20 protein-coding genes and 1 pseudogene are annotated in these 19849 nt (G+C 54.4%); 19 read left to right on the top strand and 2 right to left on the bottom strand.

The annotated features are described in order from the left end of the window. Positions 1–113: 113 nt before the first annotated feature. The 19 genes and pseudogenes from G340_RS0101535 (at position 114) to G340_RS0101450 (ending at position 18806) form a co-directional block, all read left to right on the top strand. A complete protein-coding gene (locus G340_RS0101535) occupies positions 114–452 on the top strand; it encodes an STAS domain-containing protein (protein WP_009063040.1) in 339 nt (112 codons plus the stop codon). Continuing rightward, positions 436–879, top strand: a complete 444-nt coding sequence (spoIIAB, locus tag G340_RS0101530) for an anti-sigma F factor (protein ID WP_020071889.1) — start codon at positions 436–438, stop codon at positions 877–879. Before G340_RS0101535 ends, spoIIAB begins: the two co-directional genes overlap by 17 nt. Beyond that, positions 872–1528, top strand: a complete 657-nt coding sequence (locus tag G340_RS0101525) for a sigma-70 family RNA polymerase sigma factor (RefSeq protein ID WP_020071888.1) — start codon at positions 872–874, stop codon at positions 1526–1528. The genes spoIIAB and G340_RS0101525 overlap by 8 nt, the downstream gene beginning before the upstream one ends. 135 nt (positions 1529–1663) lie before the next feature. Continuing rightward, positions 1664–1852: pseudogene (locus G340_RS18325) on the top strand (helix-turn-helix domain-containing protein); the annotation flags it as partial. After that, positions 1853–1990, top strand: a complete 138-nt coding sequence (locus tag G340_RS18320) for a hypothetical protein (RefSeq protein WP_020071887.1) — start codon at positions 1853–1855, stop codon at positions 1988–1990. 258 nt (positions 1991–2248) lie between these two features. After that, a complete protein-coding gene (locus tag G340_RS0101515; protein ID WP_177309633.1) occupies positions 2249–4183 on the top strand; it encodes a methyl-accepting chemotaxis protein in 1935 nt (644 codons plus the stop codon). A 439-nt stretch (positions 4184–4622) separates the two neighbouring features. Then, positions 4623–5042, top strand: coding sequence for a division/cell wall cluster transcriptional repressor MraZ (mraZ, locus tag G340_RS0101510; protein ID WP_027103812.1), 420 nt, complete (start codon positions 4623–4625; stop codon positions 5040–5042). 173 nt (positions 5043–5215) lie between these two features. Continuing rightward, the gene (rsmH, locus tag G340_RS0101505) at positions 5216–6148 is read left to right on the top strand and encodes a 16S rRNA (cytosine(1402)-N(4))-methyltransferase RsmH (protein ID WP_020071884.1); all 933 of its coding nucleotides are present in this window, start codon (positions 5216–5218) and stop codon (positions 6146–6148) included. 62 nt (positions 6149–6210) lie between these two features. Then, the gene (locus tag G340_RS0101500; RefSeq protein WP_020071883.1) at positions 6211–6699 is read left to right on the top strand and encodes a hypothetical protein; all 489 of its coding nucleotides are present in this window, start codon (positions 6211–6213) and stop codon (positions 6697–6699) included. 135 nt (positions 6700–6834) lie between these two features. Further along, the gene (locus tag G340_RS0101495; protein ID WP_020071882.1) at positions 6835–9093 is read left to right on the top strand and encodes a penicillin-binding transpeptidase domain-containing protein; all 2259 of its coding nucleotides are present in this window, start codon (positions 6835–6837) and stop codon (positions 9091–9093) included. Positions 9094–9216: 123 nt separating this feature from the next. Next, on the top strand, positions 9217–9768 hold the full coding sequence (locus G340_RS0101490) for a hypothetical protein (protein ID WP_020071881.1): 552 nt from the start codon (positions 9217–9219) through the stop codon (positions 9766–9768). Between the two features lie 43 nt (positions 9769–9811). Then, positions 9812–10828, top strand: coding sequence for a phospho-N-acetylmuramoyl-pentapeptide-transferase (gene mraY / locus G340_RS0101485; protein WP_020071880.1), 1017 nt, complete (start codon positions 9812–9814; stop codon positions 10826–10828). Between the two features lie 91 nt (positions 10829–10919). Then, positions 10920–12182, top strand: coding sequence for a putative lipid II flippase FtsW (gene ftsW, locus G340_RS0101480; RefSeq protein ID WP_020071879.1), 1263 nt, complete (start codon positions 10920–10922; stop codon positions 12180–12182). A 14-nt stretch (positions 12183–12196) separates the two neighbouring features. Further along, complete coding sequence (murG, locus tag G340_RS0101475) at positions 12197–13318, top strand: undecaprenyldiphospho-muramoylpentapeptide beta-N-acetylglucosaminyltransferase (RefSeq protein WP_020071878.1); 1122 nt, start codon at positions 12197–12199, stop codon at positions 13316–13318. A gap of 65 nt (positions 13319–13383) precedes the next feature. Then, a complete protein-coding gene (gene murA, locus G340_RS0101470) occupies positions 13384–14649 on the top strand; it encodes a UDP-N-acetylglucosamine 1-carboxyvinyltransferase (RefSeq protein WP_020071877.1) in 1266 nt (421 codons plus the stop codon). 43 nt (positions 14650–14692) lie between these two features. Further along, positions 14693–15613 (top strand): cell division protein FtsQ/DivIB, encoded by a 921-nt coding sequence (locus G340_RS0101465; RefSeq protein ID WP_020071876.1) that lies wholly within the window; start codon positions 14693–14695, stop codon positions 15611–15613. Positions 15614–15840: 227 nt separating this feature from the next. After that, the gene (gene ftsZ / locus G340_RS0101460; protein ID WP_020071875.1) at positions 15841–16950 is read left to right on the top strand and encodes a cell division protein FtsZ; all 1110 of its coding nucleotides are present in this window, start codon (positions 15841–15843) and stop codon (positions 16948–16950) included. Positions 16951–17120: 170 nt separating this feature from the next. Then, positions 17121–17591 (top strand): GNAT family N-acetyltransferase, encoded by a 471-nt coding sequence (locus G340_RS0101455; protein ID WP_326522290.1) that lies wholly within the window; start codon positions 17121–17123, stop codon positions 17589–17591. Positions 17592–17882: 291 nt separating this feature from the next. Beyond that, a complete protein-coding gene (locus tag G340_RS0101450; RefSeq protein WP_020071873.1) occupies positions 17883–18806 on the top strand; it encodes a magnesium transporter CorA family protein in 924 nt (307 codons plus the stop codon). Positions 18807–18909: 103 nt separating this feature from the next. Here the strand turns inward: G340_RS0101450 and G340_RS0101445 are convergent, their stop codons facing one another. Then, on the bottom strand, positions 18910–19521 hold the full coding sequence (locus G340_RS0101445) for an HAD family hydrolase (RefSeq protein ID WP_326522289.1): 612 nt from the start codon (positions 19519–19521) through the stop codon (positions 18910–18912). Beyond that, a complete protein-coding gene (locus G340_RS18315) occupies positions 19482–19757 on the bottom strand; it encodes a hypothetical protein (protein WP_326522288.1) in 276 nt (91 codons plus the stop codon). The genes G340_RS0101445 and G340_RS18315 overlap by 40 nt, the downstream gene beginning before the upstream one ends. Between the last annotated feature and the right edge of the window lie 92 nt (positions 19758–19849).

Genomic DNA, 19849 nt, shown 5'->3' with positions numbered 1-19849 from the left:
TTAGAATTTACTCCGATTTTGTCGAATTTCTTGCAATGGTGTGTATAATCGGGAATTTCTGGAAAAAATAAAGGAAGAAAACAAATGCGGGTAAACATCCGGGAGGAAAGATCATGAATGATGTCAGGCTGATTTTAAAGGAAGGCACGCTGACGGCCCTGCTCAGCGGCGAAATCGACCATCATAACGCCCGGGGGATTCGTGAGGCCATTGACGAAACGGCCGGGAAAACGAAGCCCAAAGAGCTGATTCTGGATTTTTCCAGAGTGCAGTTTATGGACAGCTCGGGCGTGGGGCTGATTATGGGGCGTTACCGGCTGATGCAGGTGCTGGGGGGTTCCGTCACCATCGCGAATCTGCCGCCGAAGGTGGAAAAAGTGGTTTCCATGGCCGGGCTGGACAAGCTGGTGAAATTTGAAAAAGGAGTGGTATACCGTGAAACCGATGAATGAAATGAACGTGTCCTTTCTCAGCTGTTCCGCAAACGAAGGCTTTGCGCGGGCGGTCGTGTCCGCGTTTGTGGCGCAGATGGACCCGACCATCGACGAGATTTCCGATATTAAAACGGCGGTGTCGGAGGCGGTGACAAACTGCATTGTCCATGCGTACCGCGATACGCTGGGCATGATTTACATAACCGCCAAGCTGTATGAGGACGGCGGGGTGCAGATCCGCATTCGCGACAAGGGCTGTGGCATAGAGGATGTGGCAAAGGCGAGGGAGCCGCTGTTTACCACCGGCGGGGAAGAGCGCGCCGGGCTGGGCTTTGCGGTGATGGAAAGCTTTATGGACGACGTCCTCGTGACCTCCCGCGTGCAGAAGGGCACCACCGTCACACTGAAGAAGAAGCTGGCCCGCAGGCGGGCCTCTCATGATTGACCGGGACCGCATGATCAGCGAGAACATCGGTCTGGTGCACGCGTGTGCCAAACGCTTTAAGGCGCGCGGCGTGGAGTATGAGGATCTGTTCCAGGCGGGGTGTATGGGGCTGGTCAAAGCGGTCGATCATTTCGAGGAGGAGCGCGGGCTGCGCTTTTCCACCTATGCGGTGCCGGTCATCCTCGGTGAAATGCGCCGCCTGTTCCGCGACGGCGGCAGCATTAAGGTAGGGCGCTCCCTCAAGGAGCTTTCGCTCAAGGCGACAAGGGCTACCGCGGAGTTTAACAGAGTTCACGGCAGAACCCCCACCATCGGGGAGCTTGCGGCGGAGCTCGGGGTCGAAATCACCGAAGCGGCGCAGGCGGTGAACGCCGGCCAGCAGCCCCTTTCACTCACCGCGGCGGAGGACGAGGGCGGCGGGCAAATCGATGTGCCGGTGGAGGCGCCCGACGAGCGGATTTCGGAGCTGCTGTCTTTGCAGCAGGTGATCGGCGAGCTTGAGCCGAAGGACCGCAGCATTATCGTATACCGATATTTTAAAAGTCAGACACAGGCGCAAACGGCGCAGGCCCTGGGGATGACTCAGGTGCAGGTTTCGCGCAGGGAAAAGGTGATTCTGCGGGGTCTGCGGGAGAAGCTTTTGGAATAGCCGGGAAGAGAGTGCCTAAAATCAGGATAGCAGGATATAAAATACAGTGCTGTATTTTATATCCTGCTATTAAAAATAAAAGAAAGAAAGTAAACTAATAGTAAGAGTTTTGTAGCGTATTATTAACAGTTGGAGGTGGGCTTACTGGATCGAAAGGCACTTGGAATACGATTGTCGGCAGCCCGTAAGGAAAGCGGATACACTTCTGAGCGATTAGCATCGGAATGTAATATCAGTGCGGTGTATGTCAGACAAATCGAATCTGGAAAATACCAGCCCAGTATTTCAACATTAATTAAATTTGGTAATGTTTTACATCGATCTTTGGATTATTTTGTACAGGACAGCGTGGAATGGAACGAACGAACCGTTTTATCGGGAATCTCTGAAAAATGCAAGCATCTTACACCGGAGCAGCTTAAAATGGTGGAACGCATCATTGACGCGATTCTGGATACGTAAAAAAGTGAATCAGTATAAAAAAGAAGAATCCTTTGCGGATTCTTCTTTTTTATTGTCTTTTTCGGGTGGGCTTGAAAGCTTTTAATAAATAGAATATAATTATGTATAGTATATCTCTACAAAATAAGTATTTCACATGGAGGAGAGAACATGGTCAAAGAAAAAACAGGCGATTCTCGCGGGAGAAATGCGGTTCGTAAGATGTTCGGCGGCGGCTCTGGCTCTATAAAAAAAAGATTGCAAATCAGCATTGTAGTCTTGGTAGTAGCAGTATCTTCTATTTTGAGTATTGTGAGTTCCGCTCTGCTCATGCGGGACGCCACAGAAAACATGACGTTGAGGATACAGGAAGGGGCTGCCGCGTACAGCCAGTCGGTTCAAAATGCGATTAATACTTATAAGGCCAAAATAGAGACAATTGCGCAGAGTGCATCTATTTTAGACTCTGCCCAAAGCGCGCAGCAGAAGAGTGATGCCTTGGCCGCTGCCGCGAAGAAATTTGGTTTCGAGTCTGTGGTAGTATCCGATGCAAATGGCGATACCTCTGACGGGACCAATGTGAAAGACCGCGAATATTTTCAAAAATCGATCGCGGGAGAAACTTATCTTTCGTCGCCTTTGCTAAGCAAAGCGACTGGTAAGATGGTTCTGATTATCTCCGCACAGCTCAGCGGCGGAAAGGGGATTGTATTCGCAAGGCTCTCCAGTGATGTTTTCAGCCAGATGATCGATGATATTTCGATCGGCGCCTCTGGGTACGGCTTTATTGTGAATAAAGCTGGAACCATTGTTGCTCATAAAAAACAGGAGACGGTATCTCAGCAGCTGAACTATATTGAGCAGGCAAAAAAGGACAGCAGCTATGCCGGGCTTGCCTCGGTAATAACCGACATGATTTCCGGGAATACCAGCGTGCGGCCCGTCCAGTATCAGGGTACCGAAATGACAGTGGGGTACACCGGAATTCCGGGTACGGACGGATGGTCCATCGGAGTGACCGCGCAGACAGCGGAAATGATGAATAATTTTTATATTTCGATGCGTTTGATGATGATTCTTCTCGTTTTATTTATTCTTGCTTCTTTCTTTTTGGCGGCCAGAATCGCGAATCCGATTGCAAATCCCATCATCAGTATGGTGCGGCGGTTGACGCTGCTTGCGGATGAGGGGGATCTTCATACGGAAGTGCCGCAGTTTCGCACCAAAGACGAAATTGGCACACTGTCGGATTCGCTCGCTTACATGGTGACCGCGCTGAAATCAATCATTGAGGAAACCTCCTTTGTATTGGGCAGTCTGGAAAAAGGGGACTGTACCGTAAGCTCTCAGTTGGATTTGAAAGGTGATTTTATTCCGCTGAAAACAGCGCTCAACGGTATTATTTCAAACTTAAATACCATTTTCGGGAATTTCCGCGATTCGATTAATCAGGTGGCCGCGGGGGCTGATCAGGTATCCTCCGGGGCCCAGCTGCTGGCCTCCGGGGCAACAGAGCAGGCCGCAACGATTGAAGAACTGAATGCTTCTGTTTCCAGTGTGGCACAGCAGGCGCAGGAGAATGCCGAAACAGTCAGGCAGGCTGGGGAACATGTGATGCTGGTAAACCAAAAGGTGAATCAAGGGAATTCTCATATGCAGAGATTGAGTCAGTCGATGAGTGAAATCGCTGAAGCGTCAGAAAAAATATCCAATATCACAAAGGTGATAGAGGACATCGCTTTTCAAACCAATATTCTTGCGCTGAACGCCGCAATTGAAGCTGCGAGCGCCGGCTCGGCCGGCAAGGGCTTTGCGGTGGTTGCGGAAGAGGTGCGTGAATTGGCAGGCAAAGTGGCAGATGCGGCGAAACAGACTGCTTCTTTAATTGAGCATTCTTCCCTGGTCGTTGCGGACGGTGAAAAAATGTCGGCAGAAACGGCTGCTGTATTGGTTGAAGTGGCGGAACAGGCGGAAATGGTAGGGAAGTCCATGAAAAAAATTGAAGAAGCATCCACTGAGCAGGTGGAAGCGATTGGACAGATTGATACAGGATTGGCGCAGGTGTCCGCGGTTGTGCAGACCAATGCGGCAACCGCGGAAGAAAGCTCTGCTTCCAGCGAGGAATTGGCGTCCCAGTCACAAACCATGCGGGACGAAATCGCTTGGATTAAGCTGTTGAACAAGGGGACTGATGCATCACGTCAAGAGCGGTGATGTCAATGCGTGGGTTGCAAAAAAATTAGGACTGTCATCGCCTCAGGCGCAAACGGCGCAGACCCTGGGGATGACTCAGGTGCAGGTTTCCCGCAGGAAAAAGGTGATTCTGTGAGGCCTGCGAAAGAAGCTTTTGGAATAATCACAACAAAATAACAGCGAAAAAACACACAGTAGCCAGCAATCGGGCTTCTGTGTGTTTTTTAGTAATAACTCATAATTTCGTTATTGGTAAATTATTGAAAAAATAAAAGGAAATTTTTGCCATTTCACTGAGGAATTGCTGGGTTTTGCCCGAAATTGCTTGATTTCTTTTGTCAAGGGGCGGAAAAAAAAGATTGCTTTTTCCGCTTCGATCCAGTATAATTTAAACAAAAGTGGTGAAAGGTGGAGGGAAGTAGAGCAAAGTGGTTTGCCGCTGCTCCCCGGACAGGCCGTTATGTTGATTGGAGAATACCAACATAATATCGATCCGAAGGGCCGGGTGATCGTTCCCGCCAAATTCCGTGAGGATTTGGGCGAACGGTTCTACATCACCAAGGGCCTGGATGGGTGCCTTTTTGTGCTTTCGGGTGTGGAATGGGAACGGTTGCAGGAGAAAATCCGGCAGATGCCGATTTCTAAGGCCAGAGGGCTCCAGCGCTTTTTCTTTTCCGGCGCGGCCGAGGTTGAGCCGGACAAGCAGGGCCGGGTGCTCATTCCGCAGCAGCTGCGGGATTACGCGCAGATTCAGAAGGATGTGGCGGTGATCGGCGCTTCCAGCCGTGCGGAGATTTGGGACGCGGCCCGCTGGGCGGAATTCAATTCCGGCCTGACGGAGGAGAGCATCGCGGAGGCGATGGATACTCTCGAATTGTAAGAGCCTTGCACCGTGAACCCGAGCCAGATGAAACCTCCGGCGTCTGCTCCCGATCAAAGGCGGGAAGATTGAATTCTCGTGATCAGAACTTTATGCCGAAACGCCAAGCGGGAGGTACCCGCCGCTTGAGATAAAACGTTCCGATTCTCGTTAGGTAAGGTGGGTGACGGTCTGTGAGCTTTGAACATATTCCGGTGCTGTTTCAGGAAACGATTGATTCCCTGAACATCAAGCCGGATGGAATTTATATCGATGGCACCGCGGGCGGAGGCGGTCATTCCGAAGCGATCGCAAAGCGCCTTGGCGCTGCGGGCGTTCTGCTGGCGATTGATCAGGACCCGGACGCGATTGAGGCCGTAAAAAAGCGCCTGAAGGATTTCCCCAATGTGCTGGTGCGGCGGGGCAACTTTTCTCAGATGACTTCGCTGGCCGAAGCGTGCGGGATCGCCGGGGTCGACGGGGTGCTGATGGATATCGGCGTATCCTCCCATCAGCTCGACACGGCAGAGCGCGGCTTTTCCTATCATCAGGACGCGCCGCTCGATATGCGCATGAGCCAGCAGGGGACAAGCGCGGCCGATCTGGTGAACACGCTGACGTGGCAGGAGCTGGCCGGAATCCTGAGCCGGTACGGCGAGGAAAAAAGCGCGGTTCGCATTGCAAAGGGTATTGTGGCCGCCAGAGAAGAACAGCCGATTACCACAACGCTGCAGCTTGCGGAAATTGTGCGGCAGTCGGTTCCGGCTGCTGTTCGCAGAGAACCGGGGCACCCGGCCCGCAAAACCTTTCAGGCGCTGCGAATTCAGGTCAACGGCGAGCTTGACCGCCTTTCGGAGGGGCTCGACGCAGCGTTCTCGCTTTTAAAGCCCGGCGGCCGCCTTGCGGTGATCACCTTCCATTCGCTGGAGGATCGGATCGTGAAAAAAAGAATGGCCGAGTGGTGCCGGGGCTGCATCTGCCCGCCGGATTTTCCGGTGTGTGTGTGCGGCCGAATGCCGAAGGCGGAGCTTCTCTATAAAAGGGGGCTTTCTCCGTCGGAGGAAGAGCTGAAAGATAATCCGCGCAGCCGCAGCTCCAGGCTGAGGGTGTGCACAAAATTGGATTAAATGATAGTGGTAAACGAAAATGAAAAAGAATTACGGCAATCAGGAAGGAGTGGCACCGGTCAATGAGTAAGCAGAACACGGCATACGATTTTTCTTTGTTTGAGCCGCAGCGGAAAGAGCTGCCCCGAAAGCCAAGCAATGTCATCGAGCTCCCTTCGCAGCAGCTCGAGGAAAATCGACGGCCAAAGCGAAAATCGTTCAGACTGGTGGCTACCTTCTGCTTTATGGCTTTCATGGTGTCCATTCTGGGCACTCTGGTGTACGGACAGGTTCAGCTGACAGAGCTGACCGAGCAGCTGAACTCCGCCACCAAGCAGATGGAGGAGCAGAAAAGTCTGCATACGCAGCTGAAAGTAAAATCAGATTCCCGCATGCCCCTGCAGGCGGCCGAGGTGTACGCCAAGGATCGGCTGGGGATGAGCAAGATTACATACGCCCAGGTGGAGTGCATCAAGCTGTCTCCCGGCGACAAGGGCCAGGTTCTCGATCCAAACGCCGCGGGTAACTGGTGGACTTCCGCATGGAATTCGCTGCAAAACCTGCTGTCATAATTATGGCTGCTCACAAATAAGTATGAATACCGGTACTGCGAGTGCCGGGGACGGAAAGCCGAGAGTTGAGAGATAATCTTAACTCTCATTTTTATAGAAGAAGCTGGCAAGCCGGAAAGTGCGGGGGAATGTGTTATGGCAAAGGGAACAACCATCCGGATGTGGCGCAGAACGCTGTTTCTGCTGGCTGTATTTATGGTAGTGGGGTTCGGGGCAATTATATTCAGTTTGATCAAGCTGCAGCTGGTGGAGGGCGAGAGCCTTCAGGAGCGCGCGGTGGAGCAGCAGATGAAGGACACGACCATTCCGGCGATGCGCGGGGCAATTTACGACCGCAACATGCGCCCGCTGGCACAGAGCGCAACGGTATGGACCGTTGTGCTGGAGCCCGCCTATCTCACGACCGATGAGCAGCGGGAGACGATTGCCGCGGGCCTTTCTCAGATTCTGGGCATGGACAAAAAGGAAATTTTGGAGCACACGAAGAAAAAAAGCTATTACGACGTTTTAAAGCGCAAGGTGGAAACCGAAGTCAAGGATGAGATTCTGAAATTTAAGGAAGAAAAGAAAATCGGCAACGGCATACGGCTGATTGAGGATTATAAGCGGTACTACCCGTTTGGGAGCTTTGCGGCCACCATTCTGGGCTTTACCGGAACGGATAACCAGGGCCTATCCGGCCTGGAGGCCTATTATGACAAGCAGCTCACCGGCACCGCCGGGCGGCTGGTTACGGCGAAGAACGCCATCGGCACCGACATGCCCTTCCAATATGAACAGAAGGTGGAGGCACAGGACGGCTACAGTCTGGTGCTCACCATCGACGAGATCGTGCAGCACTTCCTCGAAAAATATCTGGAAGAGGGCGTCGTCAATAATAAGGTAAAGAACCGCGCGACTGCCATCGCGATGGATGTGAAAACCGGAGCGATTCTCGGCCTTGCGGTCAAGGGGGATTTTGACCCCAACTTCCCGCTCATTATTTCAGACCCAACCGAAGCGGCGCGTGTGGCGAATATGCCTGAGGGTGACAGTACGACCGAAGAGGGCAAAAAAATAAAGCAGGCCAAAACGCAGGCGAAAATAGTCGCCCAGCAAGCCCAATGGAGAAATAAAGCGGTGAGCGATACTTACTACCCCGGCTCTGTTTTCAAAATGGTCACCGGCTCCATGGGGATGGAGGAAGGCGTTGTCAACGAAAACACACAGTTCTTCTGCAACGGTGCGGCGGTCGTCTCCGGCACCACCATCCGCTGTTGGAAACACGGCGGGCACGGGGGCGAAACCTTTGTGCAGGGCCTGATGAACTCCTGCAACCCGGTTTTTATCAAGGTGGGTGAGATGCTGGGCGCGGAGCGCTTCTTTAAGTATTTTGCGGCGTTCGGCCTGACCGAAAAAACTGGGGTCGATCTGCCCGGCGAAGCGGGCAGCCTGTATTACACCGCCAATCAATTGAATCCTGTTGAGTTGGCGACAGAGTCTTTTGGTCAGAACTTCAGCATTACTCCCCTGCAGATGATTACCGCTGCGGCTGCGGTGGCGAACGGCGGCTATTTGGTGCAGCCTCATGTGGTCAGTCAGGTGCTGGACAGTGACGGCAACATTGTTCAGTCTGTGGATACCAAGGTCAAGCGTCAGGTCATTTCTGAGGATGTTTCCCGCCGTATGAGCAAGATTCTGCAAATGAACGCCACCACGGGCACCGCGAAAAACGGTTACCTGCCCGGCTACCGGGTAGCGGGTAAGACCGGTACCTCTGAAAAGGTGGCGGAGTACAATGCGGGCGGCAAGAAAAAGATGGAATACATTGCCTCTTACTGCGGCTTTGCCCCGGCGGACGACCCGCAGATCGCGCTGCTGGTATTCTTTGACGAGCCGCAGGGCGACAGCTACTACGGCGGCGCGGTGGCCGGCCCCGTATTCGGCAAAATGATGGAAGAAATCCTGCCCTATCTGGGTGTTGAGAGAAAATATACCGATGCGGAAATGGAAAAGCTCGATGTGGCGACGCCGGATGTAACCGGCAAGAAGCTCGACGCCGCCAAAGCCGCGCTGCAAAAGCTGAGCCTGAAGCAGAAGGTGTACGGCGGCGGCGATACCGTGCTCAAGCAGATTCCAGAATCCGGCAAGAGCATCCCGCAGAACGGCACGGTGGTGCTCATGACGGACGCCGAGAGCGAGAGCCGCCAGGTGACGGTGCCGAATCTGGTGGGCATGACGCTGACGCAGGCCAACAGCGCCGCGGCCGAAGCGGGAATCAACATCACGGTTTCCGGCGCGGCTTTGACGGGCGGAAAAGCGCAGTCGCATTCCCAGAGCATCGCCGTGGGAACAAAGGTGTCTCCCGGCACGGTGGTCAACGTCGGTTTCATCGAATTTGACCAGGTGCAGTAATCGCAATATTGCCCGAACACTTTCAAATAACTGTTTTCCCCCCGAGTAAAGCGGGGAAAGAAACAAAATGAGCTGTTTGGAAAGGCGGCGTTTTTTACAGACGGCGCTTTGCGGAGGAAGCATATGGAACAGTGGCAGTCTGTACAAAAGAAATATCCGGCGCGGCTGTTGGCGATTGAAAACCCGGAGGCGGCGCGGCTGCTGCAATACCTTCTTGAAAGCAGCGGCTACCGGGTGGTGTGTGACCCGGCGGAGCTGCCCGGGGCGGACTTTCTTCTGGTGCCGCCCGGCGGCGCACCAAAGCGGGCGGAAGGGCTGGAATACATGCTCCTGGAAAATTCGGGAAGAATGACGGAAAGTAGCTCTTGCCCTTTCCGCTATCACGCGGTAGAATATGAAACGGCGCTCCCGGTGCTGCCGGGAGCGCAGCGGGTCAGCTATTCCGTACACAGCCCCAAAGCGGACGTTTTCGCCCGGAATATCCGCTCAGGCGGACATGGGGTCGTGTTTGAGCTGGAAAGTGGCGGAATCGTGGGGCGTGTCACGCTCGGCGAGGAGCGGGAAATCCTACCGGCCCTTGTGGCGGCCCTTGCGGCAATCCGCTGTGGGATTCCGTTTGCGCGGGTAACGGATGCGCTCAATGAAATTCCGCTGTTGAGCCGGAATTTAGGCTGACGAACGGGAGAAAATAAGAGAACATACAAAAGGTGGAACAGTGATGGCAGGGTTTGAAATAGGAGCGGCGGCAGGTACGGCATTTCTCATTACCGGAATATCGGGCAAATGGTTGATTCCATTTCTGCGCCGGGTTCATTTTGGGCAAACAATTCTGGACGACGGCCCGAAGTGGCATAAAAAAAAGCAGGGTACGCCTACAATGGGCGGCATCATGTTCATTCTGGGAATCACGGCGGCGGTCGCAATTTTTATCCCCGTCTATTATTATGGCGCAAATGCGGACAAATCGCTTTTGGAGCCGCTGAATATGAGAACGCGTGTTTACGGCGGGCTTGGAATGGCCCTGGCGTTCGGTGCGATCGGCTTTTTTGACGACTATATTAAGGTGGTAAAGAAGCGCAATCTCGGCCTTACCGCGCGGCAGAAGCTCGTGCTGCAATTTCTGGCGGCCGGTGCGTACCTTGCGGCGCTGTATCTTTCCGGCGCCGGTTCCTCCACGCTGATCCCCTTTGCCGGCAGCATCAACCTCGGCATGCTGTACTGGGTGCTGGCGCTGCTGGTGATTGTCGGCGTGGTTAACGCGGTTAATTTTACGGACGGAATCGATGGGTTGAACGCTTCGGTCACCTTTTTCGCCGCGCTGTCCTTTCTTGTGATTTCCGGTGTGCTGGCCCTGAACGGCCTTGGCGTTGTCGCGGGCGCGCTCGCGGGCGGCTGCCTTGGCTTTTTGCTGTGGAACTTTAACCCGGCAAAGGTGTTTATGGGCGATACCGGCTCTCTGTTTTTGGGCGGAATGGTCTGCGCGCTCGGCTTTGGCCTGAACCTGCCCATCCTGCTTGTCCCGATCGGGATCGTGTATCTCTGCGAGATTCTTTCCGTGGTGCTGCAGGTCAGCTATTTTAAGGCGACGCATGGCAAGCGTCTGTTGAAAATGAGTCCGATCCATCACCATTTTGAAATGTGCGGGTGGAGCGAAATTAAGATTTGTCTGGTGTTCTCACTGGTAACTCTTGCCGGTGGGGCCTTGGCTCTGTACAGCGTGCTCAAAGGGCTGTAATAGCCCATAGTCTTTCGCTTGTCGGCACGCTTTGACAGATTGCGGCGCGCAAATGTGTTAAGATGTATTTCGTGAAAAAGGAGGGGTGTCGATGTCCGGAGAAAGCAGAAGAAATCCGGTGCCGAAGCCGCGTCAGCAGAGAAAACCGTACGCGGAGAAAAGTGCGCCGGAGCCAAAGCAGCCGGCGTCCGCAAAGGCGACACCCTTAACCAAACGGGTCAGAAAAAAATTCCGGGTCTTCTCTGTGCGCTCCGGTCTGGATATGCCGTTTCTGTTTCTGGTGCTGGTGTTGGTGGTGATCGGCCTTGTAATGCTGTTTTCCGCCAGCTATGCCTACGCCTATTACAATTATGGGAACAGCTACTACTTCATCATCCGCCAGGTGGCGTTTGCGGTGCTGGGCGTGATTCTGATGCTGCTGATCTCGTACTTTGACTACCATCATCTGCACCGGTTTGCAATTCCGTTGCTGCTGGTGAGCTATGCGTTTCTGGTGATCGTGCTGTTTCTGCCCGCCGTCAAGGGGGTGCACCGCTGGATCAACCTGGGTCTGTTCGGCTTTCAGCCGTCTGAAATCGCCAAGTTTGCCATGACGCTGTGCTTTGCGCACCTGATTTCGATCAATTTCAAGCGCATGGATACGGCCCGCTACGGTGTGCTGCCGTATGTGCTTTTGCTGGGCGTTACGGTGCTGCTGCTCATCCGTGAGCCGCACGTGTCCGCCGCGGTCATCATTATCGCTCTGGCGGGGATGATGCTGTTTATTGGCGGCGTGCCGCTGCGCTGGTTCGGCGCAGCCTTCGGCGTCGCTCTGGCCGGAATCGCTTACCTCGTCCTGTTTACGTCGGAGTTCAGCTACGCAAACGACCGCGTCGTCGCGTGGCTGGATCCGTTTACCACAGAAAAGAATCTGCTGGCAGATACCTGGCAGACCCGCCAGTCGCTGTACGCCATCGGTTCCGGCGGCCTTTTGGGCCTCGGCCTTGGGCAGTCGCGCCAGAAATATTTATATTTGCCCGAGCCGCAGAACGATTTTATCTTTGCCATCGTCTGTGAGGAGCTGGGGTTTATCGGCGCGCTCATTATCGTGATTCTGTTTGCTCTGCTGGTGTGGCGCGGGGTGACGATCTCGCTCAAGGCGAAGGATAAGTTCGGCATGCTGCTCGGCATCGGCCTTACGCTGCAGGTCGGTCTGCAGGTGGTTCTGAATATCGCGGTTATCACCAATACGATCCCCAATACCGGCATCAGCCTGCCGTTTTTCAGCTATGGGGGTACGTCGCTGGTGCTGCTTTTAGCGCAGATGGGCGTGGTGCTGTCTATTTCACGAACATCGGCGATCGAGAAAACTTAGGGGGCTTTTCCACAATGAAGGTTTTATTTGCCGGCGGCGGAACCGCCGGGCATATCAATCCCGCTCTTGCCATTGCCGGCTACCTGCGCGAGCAGCAGCCGGATGCTCAGATATTATATGTGGGCGCCAAAGGCGGGATGGAGGAACGACTGGTGCCGGAAGCGGGCTTTCCGTTTGAGAGTATTACCATTTCCGGCTTTCAGCGCAAGCTGACGGTGAAGGCGCTGGCCCGCAACGTAAAAACGTTGGTGCGCATCGTGACCTCCACCGCGGAATCAAGGCGCATTCTGCGCGAATTCGAGCCTGACCTGTGCGTCGGCACGGGCGGCTATGTCAGCGGCCCGGTCATTCGTGAGGCGGTCAAATTGGGGATTCCAGCCTTGATCCACGAGCAGAACGCATACCCGGGCGTGACGAACAAGCTCCTTTCCGGTAAAGTGAACCGTGTGATGCTGGCGGTGGAGGACGCGAAGCAGTATATGGCTGCGGATGCAAAGTGTACGGTTACCGGCAACCCGGTGCGGCAGGAGATTCTGCGGGCAGACCGCGAACGCGCCCGCCGTGCGCTTGGATTGGACGAACGTCCCGTGATCCTGTCGTTCGGCGGCAGTCTCGGTGCGAGGAGCATCAACGAGGCGGTGGTGGAGCTGCTGCTCTCCAGCGCGAAAAATCAAAAGTATCAGCACATTCACGGCTACGGTCAGCACGGCGGGTGGCTGCCGGAGCTTCTGCGCGAGCGGGGGCTGAATTCCGGGGCCGCGAAAAACATTCAGCTCAAGGAATACATACGCAATATGCCGGACTGCATGGCGGCGGCGGATCTTGTCATCTGCCGGGCCGGGGCCATCACGCTCAGCGAGCTGCAGGCGCAGGGCAAAGCGTCTATTCTGATTCCCTCGCCGAATGTGGCGGAAAATCATCAGTATCACAACGCCATGGCGCTGGTGCGCCGCAAGGCGGCAATACTTTTGGAGGAAAAAGACCTATCCTCCGAGGCACTTCTGAAAATGGTCGGGCAGGCGTTTTCGTCTGCCGGCGGCGTACAGGAGCTGGGAAGAAACGCAAAAAAAATGGCAATTTTAGATGCCAACGAAAGAATTTATCAAATTATGCTCGAAACAGTGCAAACGGCATGATTGTCCCCTGTCACACACCCGACTTGCTTTTGCATAATATAGCAAAGCACAATAGGCAAGAAAGGGTGTTTGATGTGGCAAAATTTTTGATAGAAGGACACAAGAGGTTACAGGGGGAGATTCTTGTCCATGGAGCAAAAAACAGCACTCTGCCCATTTTGGCGGCGTCCATGCTCTGTAACACAGAGACAGTGTTACATAACTGCCCTGTTTTGTCAGATGTGGAAACCTGTGCGAAGATACTCCGGTATCTGGGGTGCCGGGTCATCCGCAGCGGCGGAGACGTGACGATTGATTCCTCGGGAATCATCCACAGTGATATTCCGGATTATCTGATGAGAGAGATGCGGTCCTCCATTGTGTTTTTAGGGGCCATTGTGGCCCGAACCGGACGCGCCAAGCTTTCGTTCCCCGGCGGCTGTGAACTCGGGCCGCGCCCGATTGACCTGCATTTGGCGGCGCTGCGCCGAATGGGGGTGGAGATCGAGGAGGATCACGGGTGCCTGAACTGCAGCGCTCCCGGCGGACTGAAAGGGGCGAAGATCGGGTTTTCCTTCCCCAGTGTGGGCGCTACGGAGAACGTGATGATCGCCGCGGTGTGCGCCAAGGGAACCACCGTGATCACCAACGCGGCGCGCGAGCCCGAGATTTGCGATCTGGCGAACTTTCTCAACGCTTGCGGCGCCAAAATCCGCGGCGCGGGGGAGAGCACGATTATGATCGAGGGTGTGGCAAAGCTTTCCGGCTGCGAGCACAGCGTTATTCCGGACCGCATCGCGGCGGCGACCTATATGGCGGCAGCAGCCGCCACGGGCAGCACCCTTCTGATCAGCCGGATCGACCCCCGTCATCTGGAGCCGATGATACCGGTCTTTGAGGAAAGCGGCTGCGGACTGATGTTCTGTGAGGACGAACTCAAGATCACGGCGCCCCAGCGTCTTCAACCCGTCAAAAGTGTGCGCACCATGCCGTACCCGGGGTTCCCCACCGACGCGCAGGCCCCCGTGATGGCGATGACCGCTCTGGCGAACGGAACGAGTGTATTCGTGGAGAATATTTTTGAGAGCCGGTATAAGCATGTCGGCGAACTGCTGCGTTTGGGCGCGAACATAAAGGTAGAAGGCCGCGTGGCCGTGGTGCAGGGAGTGCCGAGGCTTTCGGGCGCGTCGGTCGAATCCCCCGACCTGCGGGGAGGGGCCGCCCTTGTGATCGCGGGCCTGGCGGCGGAAGGAATTACGCAGGTGGAAGGTCTGCGGCACATCGACAGAGGCTACGAGCAAATGGAGCTGAGTCTTGCCGCGGTGGGCGCCTCGATTCAAAGGATTGTATGAAAGCGGGGTTATCAAAGCCCCCGGTTTCCGGAGGTTTCAAACAATGGATCAGAAAAGACGCAGAAAATCGGATACCCGGCCGGAGACGGAACGGGCGCGCTATGCCGAGAGCAGCGGCGCCCCACGGGTACGGCAGAAAAAACGAAGAAGAAGGCTACGAATATTCTACGTTCTTTTGTTCCTGGTAGTGCTGGGGGCGGCCGTGACGCTTTCGCTGACCGTGCTGTTTCAGATTCATTCCATACAGGTAACGGGCACCTCCCGCTATTCCCAGGAGCAGGTTATTTCCGCATGCGGCATTCAGAAGGGAGAGAATTTGTTTCTGGCAAAAACAAAGCAGGCGGAAGCCGCGATCGGCCAGAAGCTTCCTTATATCGGCAAGGTGAAGGTGTCCCGCAGGCTCCCGGCCGAAATCTCGATTCAGGTAGAGGCCGCGCAGGTGGCCGGGGCAGTGGAGACGAATGGGAGCTATGTGCTTTTAAACGCCTCGGGCAAGGTGCTCGAGCAGACCAAGCAGCTCCCCGAGCACACCACCATGATAGTTGGACTGGCCCTGTCGTCCGCGGCGCCGGGCAAGCAGGCGGTGTATAAGGACGCCTCTTCCAGAGCGCTGTACGAACAGCTTGCGTCGCTTATCAAAACCCATTCGCTCGCTTCCATCACCAAAATCGACATCAGCGACCCTTACCGCATCCTAATGGTGTACGACGGCAGGGTCACGATGAATCTGGGCTCCTCGGCCGATCTCGATTATAAAATACGGTTCGGGAAGGAAATACTGACCGGCAAGAATGCCGAGGGAGAGGATAATATTGGAAAACAGGAAAAAGGCGTTCTGAACCTGAGCAGCGCAAAAGAGGACGATCGCGCTTATTTCGACCCCAACGGGGTGCTCTCCAGCGCACCGGCCCGGGCGGCCTCGGGCTCTCAGGCTCCCTCGCCGCCGGTTTCTTCCGGGGCCTGATTTCCCGAGGGATCGCTCCGCCCCGGGGAAATCCCCTTAATTTTCTGTGAATACGGGGGACAGGTTATTGAAATTTTGCCGGAAAGGTGTTAAATTATATAAGATAGCAAATCGGCACCGGAAGAAGGCGTGTGTCAGATTGTATTTCTGCCCGAATAAATGGGCTGTTCTTGCTTTTCAATGTGATTATAATTCTTTTGATATAAAACGACAGGAGGATGCAGCAGATGCCTTTTGAAATCGATAATGAAGATAACATCGTGCAGATAAAAGTGATTGGTGTTGGCGGCGGCGGCGGCAACGCGGTAGATCGCATGGTGGTCTCGGGAGTACAGGGGGTTGAATTTATCACGGTCAATACGGACAAGCAGGCCCTGTTCCGCTCCAAGGCAATGCAGAAGATCCAGATCGGCGATAAAATCACCCACGGAAAGGGCGCCGGCTCCAAGCCCGAAATCGGGCAGAAGGCCGGGGAAGAAAGCCGCGAGGCGATTGCGGCCGTTCTGCGCGGAAGCGACATGGTGTTTATCACTGCCGGTATGGGCGGCGGCACCGGCACTGGCGCGGCTCCGATCGTTGCGGAAATCGCGCGGGACATGGGCATCCTGACCATCGGCATTGTGACAAAGCCCTTCAGCTTTGAGGGCAAGCGCCGCATGGAGCAGGCCGAAAGCGGAATTTCCGCACTGCGCGAGCATGTGGATTCTCTTGTTGTAATACCGAACGAGCGTCTCAAGCTTGTCAGCGAGCAGCGGATTACCCTGCTCAACGCCTTTACCATTGCGGACGACGTTCTGCGCCAGGGCGTACAGAGCATTTCAGACCTGATCAAGCTGCCCGGTCTTGTCAATCTGGATTTCGCGGATATCTGCGCTGTTATGAAGGACGCCGGCTACGCGCACATGGGCGTGGGGCGTTCCTCCGGAAAAGAGAAGGCCCAGCTGGCCGCCAGCATGGCGATTTCGAGCCCGCTTCTCGAAACCTCCATCAGCGGCGCGAAGGGCGTCATCATCAACATTACATCTTCTCCCGACATCGGGCTGGACGAAATTGAAACAGCGGCCAGTATGATTCAGGAACAGGCCCACGAAGAGGCTAACATTATATGGGGTACCGCGTTCGATGAGTCCATGGAGGATGAAATGAGCGTAACGGTAATCGCCACCGGCTTTGCGACGCACGACGGCACGCCAGTGCAGGTGAACCCCGCGGCGGCAAAAACCGGCGGTTCCGCTCCCGGTGCCTCGGCCCGCCCGCAGCAGGGGCGTGTGGAAAAGACGACCGGACTCGATGAGGACGACACCTTTACCGATATTATGTCTATCTTCAACCGGTAATCCGTTTTTTTAAATGACGATCAAACAGGACAGGGGGAACATCTCTGTCCTGTTTTTCGTGGGGTAAAACCACAAAAAGTTTCATATAGATCAATTGGAAAAGCGGGTTGTTTCTGTTCGGCGCCTTTGGCGGGAGAAATGAAATAGAAACCCGGTTTCGTATTTTTGAAATGACTGTGAGAAAAGAGGAGGCGGAATCCATGAGAAAAGTAATGATCCGGCAGGTACGGCGCGAAGATTTGCAGGCGATCCGGGAACTCTATTATCAGCCGGATTTTCATAACGGGGAGCCCATCCCGATGGAGCAGACGGAGCGCATTCTGGACGAAATCGAAAAATACCCCTATTACAAGGTGTTTGTCGCGCTGGACGGCGGCTGTGTTGTGGGTACCTTTTCTCTCGCCGTTTTGCAGAGCCTGAGCGGCGATTTTGCCGGCGTGATCGAAGACGTGGTGGTGCGGGAAGACTGCCGCGGGCAGGGCGTCGGCGGGCAGATGATCCGCTTTGCGCTTGAGCGCGGCAAAGAGGCCGGGTGTTATAAAGTGGCGCTCTCCAGCAATGTAAAACGTGAGAGGGCGCATCATTTTTATGAATCCCTGGGCTTTGAGCGGCACGGTTACAGCTTTACCACAACTCTATAATTCGTTATTTTTGCCCTAAATTGAATGAAATTCGGGCAAAAAAGCTCTAAAAAGGCCGAATTGACGGAATTTATGGGTAAGGCTCTCCGAAAAGACCCGATTTCTCTTGCAATCACGGTTTTTTGTGCTATAATTACTTTTGGGTCAAATAAAAAATTCCATTTTTAAAGGAGGCGGCATCGTGAAAGCGGACCCTTTGGGCGATTATCCCATACGAAAAAGTAACGCGCGGTGCGGCCTTTGCTTAGGGATGCAGGGGAGCATTTGCGCGCGGTAAGGAGTTGAGTGCCAATGCTGTCCTATTATAAAACCATCGACGGCAAAATTCGGCTGATTCCGGAGTACGAGCCGGGCTGCTGGATTCATTGTATTGCGCCGAAGGATGAAGAAATCAACGGCCTGATCCGTGATTTTTCGATCGAACCGGATTTCTTTCGCGCCGCGACCGACGAGGAGGAATCCTCGCATATCGATTCGGAAGACGGCAATACCCTGATCATCATCGATATTCCCAGTGTGGAAAAAACCGAGGATGGGCTGGTGTACACCACCATGCCGCTCGGCATTATCATGACGGAGAAGAGTGTGATCACAATTGTGACGCGCGAAAATCCTCTGTTGAACGAATTTTCCGAGGGCGTTGTCAAGGGCGTTCAGACCAATCTGAAAACCCGCTTTATTTTGAATATCATGCTGCGGGTTGCCACACGGTATCTGCAGTATTTGAAGCAGATCGATAAGATCAGCATGCAGGTGGAGGCGGAGCTTCGCAAATCGATGAAGAACTCGGAGCTGTTCCATTTGCTGAGCATTCAAAAATCGCTGGTTTACTTTTCCTCCTCGCTCAAGGCGAATGAGATCACGATCGAAAAGATCATGCGCGGCCGCGCCGTGCGCCTGTACGAAGAGGATCAGGATCTGCTCGAGGATGTGCTGATTGAGGTCAAGCAGGCGATTGAAATGTCGAACATCCACCTGAACATTTTGTCGGGCACCATGGACGCGTTTGCCTCGATTATTTCCAACAACCTGAACATTGTGATGAAGGTGCTGGCTTCGATCACACTGATTATTTCCATCCCGACCGTTATTTCCAGTATGTACGGCATGAACGTGGACGGTCTGCCGATTGCGCAGTTCTGGTTCCCGGTTGCGATGGCGGTGGTCTGCATGGCGGCGGCGGCATATTTCCTGCGCAAAAAGAATATGCTTTAGCTGCCTGCGGAGTGTTCCCGACAGCACAGAAAAAGGGAGCCGGTTTCGGCTCCCCTTTGCGTAGTATCGGGTTTTCTGGTGGGAACCGCAATGCCCGGGCGGTTCAGGAAAACAGCAGCTCCTGCGCCGCGGCCGGAATTTCGGACACAGCGGCTACCTTTCGGTCTGCCGCGGCCATTTCCGCGGGCCGAAAGCCATAGAGGCAGCCGATGAACGGCAAATCGTTTTTGCGGGCGGCTTCCAGATCAAAGATGGTGTCGCCTACCATCAGCGCCTTGCGGGGCTGCACGCGTTCCAACAGCCGGGCAAGGCTTTCGTCCTTCCCGCGAGAATCCGGGTCCAGCGGCTGAATTTCGTCAATCAGCGCATCCAGGCGAATGGCTTTCAGCACGGCGCTGATGTACCGCACGGAAGAATTCGAGCACACCGCCGTCACCCATCCGTCTCCGCGAAGCTGCCCGAGCATCTCTGCGCTGCCGTCGTAGGCTTCGGCCAGATGCAGATATTCGTTTTCCAGCTCGATCACCCGTCTGCCATAAATTTTTTGTGTCTCTTCGTCGGAGCCGGGCAGAAGCAGGGGCATGTATTCCTTTGAGGGCATGCCGAACGTGCTCCGAATTTCATCCGGAGTCTGTACGGGGTATTTCATTTCTCCCTGCACGATCTGGTGAATCTTTACGGCGAAAGCGTCGGTGCGGTGGAGAGTGCCGTCCAAATCAAAAACGATGAGTTTTTCTGGTGTTGCCATGCTTGCAGTCCTTTCTGTTGTGTAAAATAATGCAGAATGCCTGCATGTGAAGGTGCCGCCGGATTTACGGCTTCTACTGCCATTATACCGCATTTTATTTCGGAAACAAACCACTTTCGCAAATTTGGCATATTCGCAAAAAAACGCAGGATGATTGCCGTGTCTTTGGCGCAGAATGCGCCTTTGCCCACGAATGGGTTCACTTATGAGAATGATTGCTCCCTCCCGCGCTTTGGGCGGGAGGGAAGGGTGTCGCATTCCGGGTAAGACTTGTTGTAACGGGAATGGGTTATCA

This window comes from Faecalispora sporosphaeroides DSM 1294 (assembly GCA_000383295.1).
Classification (GTDB): Bacteria; Bacillota; Clostridia; order Oscillospirales; family Acutalibacteraceae; genus Faecalispora; species Faecalispora sporosphaeroides.
Note: the sequence above shows the minus strand (reverse complement) of the source record. Positions and strands in the feature narration are given on the sequence as shown.

Excerpts from the sequence above, each read along its gene's own strand:
- ftsW (WP_020071879.1), top strand. The coding sequence starts at position 10,920 with ATGTCCGGAGAAAGCAGAAGAAATCCGGTGCCGAAGCCGCGTCAGCAG.
- G340_RS0101450 (WP_020071873.1), top strand. The coding sequence starts at position 17,883 with ATGCTGTCCTATTATAAAACCATCGACGGCAAAATTCGGCTGATTCCG.
- G340_RS0101490 (WP_020071881.1), top strand. The coding sequence starts at position 9,217 with ATGGAACAGTGGCAGTCTGTACAAAAGAAATATCCGGCGCGGCTGTTG.
- mraY (WP_020071880.1), top strand. The coding sequence starts at position 9,812 with ATGGCAGGGTTTGAAATAGGAGCGGCGGCAGGTACGGCATTTCTCATT.
- mraZ (WP_027103812.1), top strand. The coding sequence starts at position 4,623 with ATGTTGATTGGAGAATACCAACATAATATCGATCCGAAGGGCCGGGTG.
- G340_RS0101500 (WP_020071883.1), top strand. The coding sequence starts at position 6,211 with ATGAGTAAGCAGAACACGGCATACGATTTTTCTTTGTTTGAGCCGCAG.
- ftsZ (WP_020071875.1), top strand. The coding sequence starts at position 15,841 with ATGCCTTTTGAAATCGATAATGAAGATAACATCGTGCAGATAAAAGTG.
- G340_RS0101465 (WP_020071876.1), top strand. The coding sequence starts at position 14,693 with ATGGATCAGAAAAGACGCAGAAAATCGGATACCCGGCCGGAGACGGAA.
- G340_RS0101495 (WP_020071882.1), top strand. The coding sequence starts at position 6,835 with ATGGCAAAGGGAACAACCATCCGGATGTGGCGCAGAACGCTGTTTCTG.
- murG (WP_020071878.1), top strand. The coding sequence starts at position 12,197 with ATGAAGGTTTTATTTGCCGGCGGCGGAACCGCCGGGCATATCAATCCC.
- G340_RS0101455 (WP_326522290.1), top strand. The coding sequence starts at position 17,121 with ATGACTGTGAGAAAAGAGGAGGCGGAATCCATGAGAAAAGTAATGATC.
- G340_RS0101525 (WP_020071888.1), top strand. The coding sequence starts at position 872 with ATGATTGACCGGGACCGCATGATCAGCGAGAACATCGGTCTGGTGCAC.
- G340_RS0101535 (WP_009063040.1), top strand. The coding sequence starts at position 114 with ATGAATGATGTCAGGCTGATTTTAAAGGAAGGCACGCTGACGGCCCTG.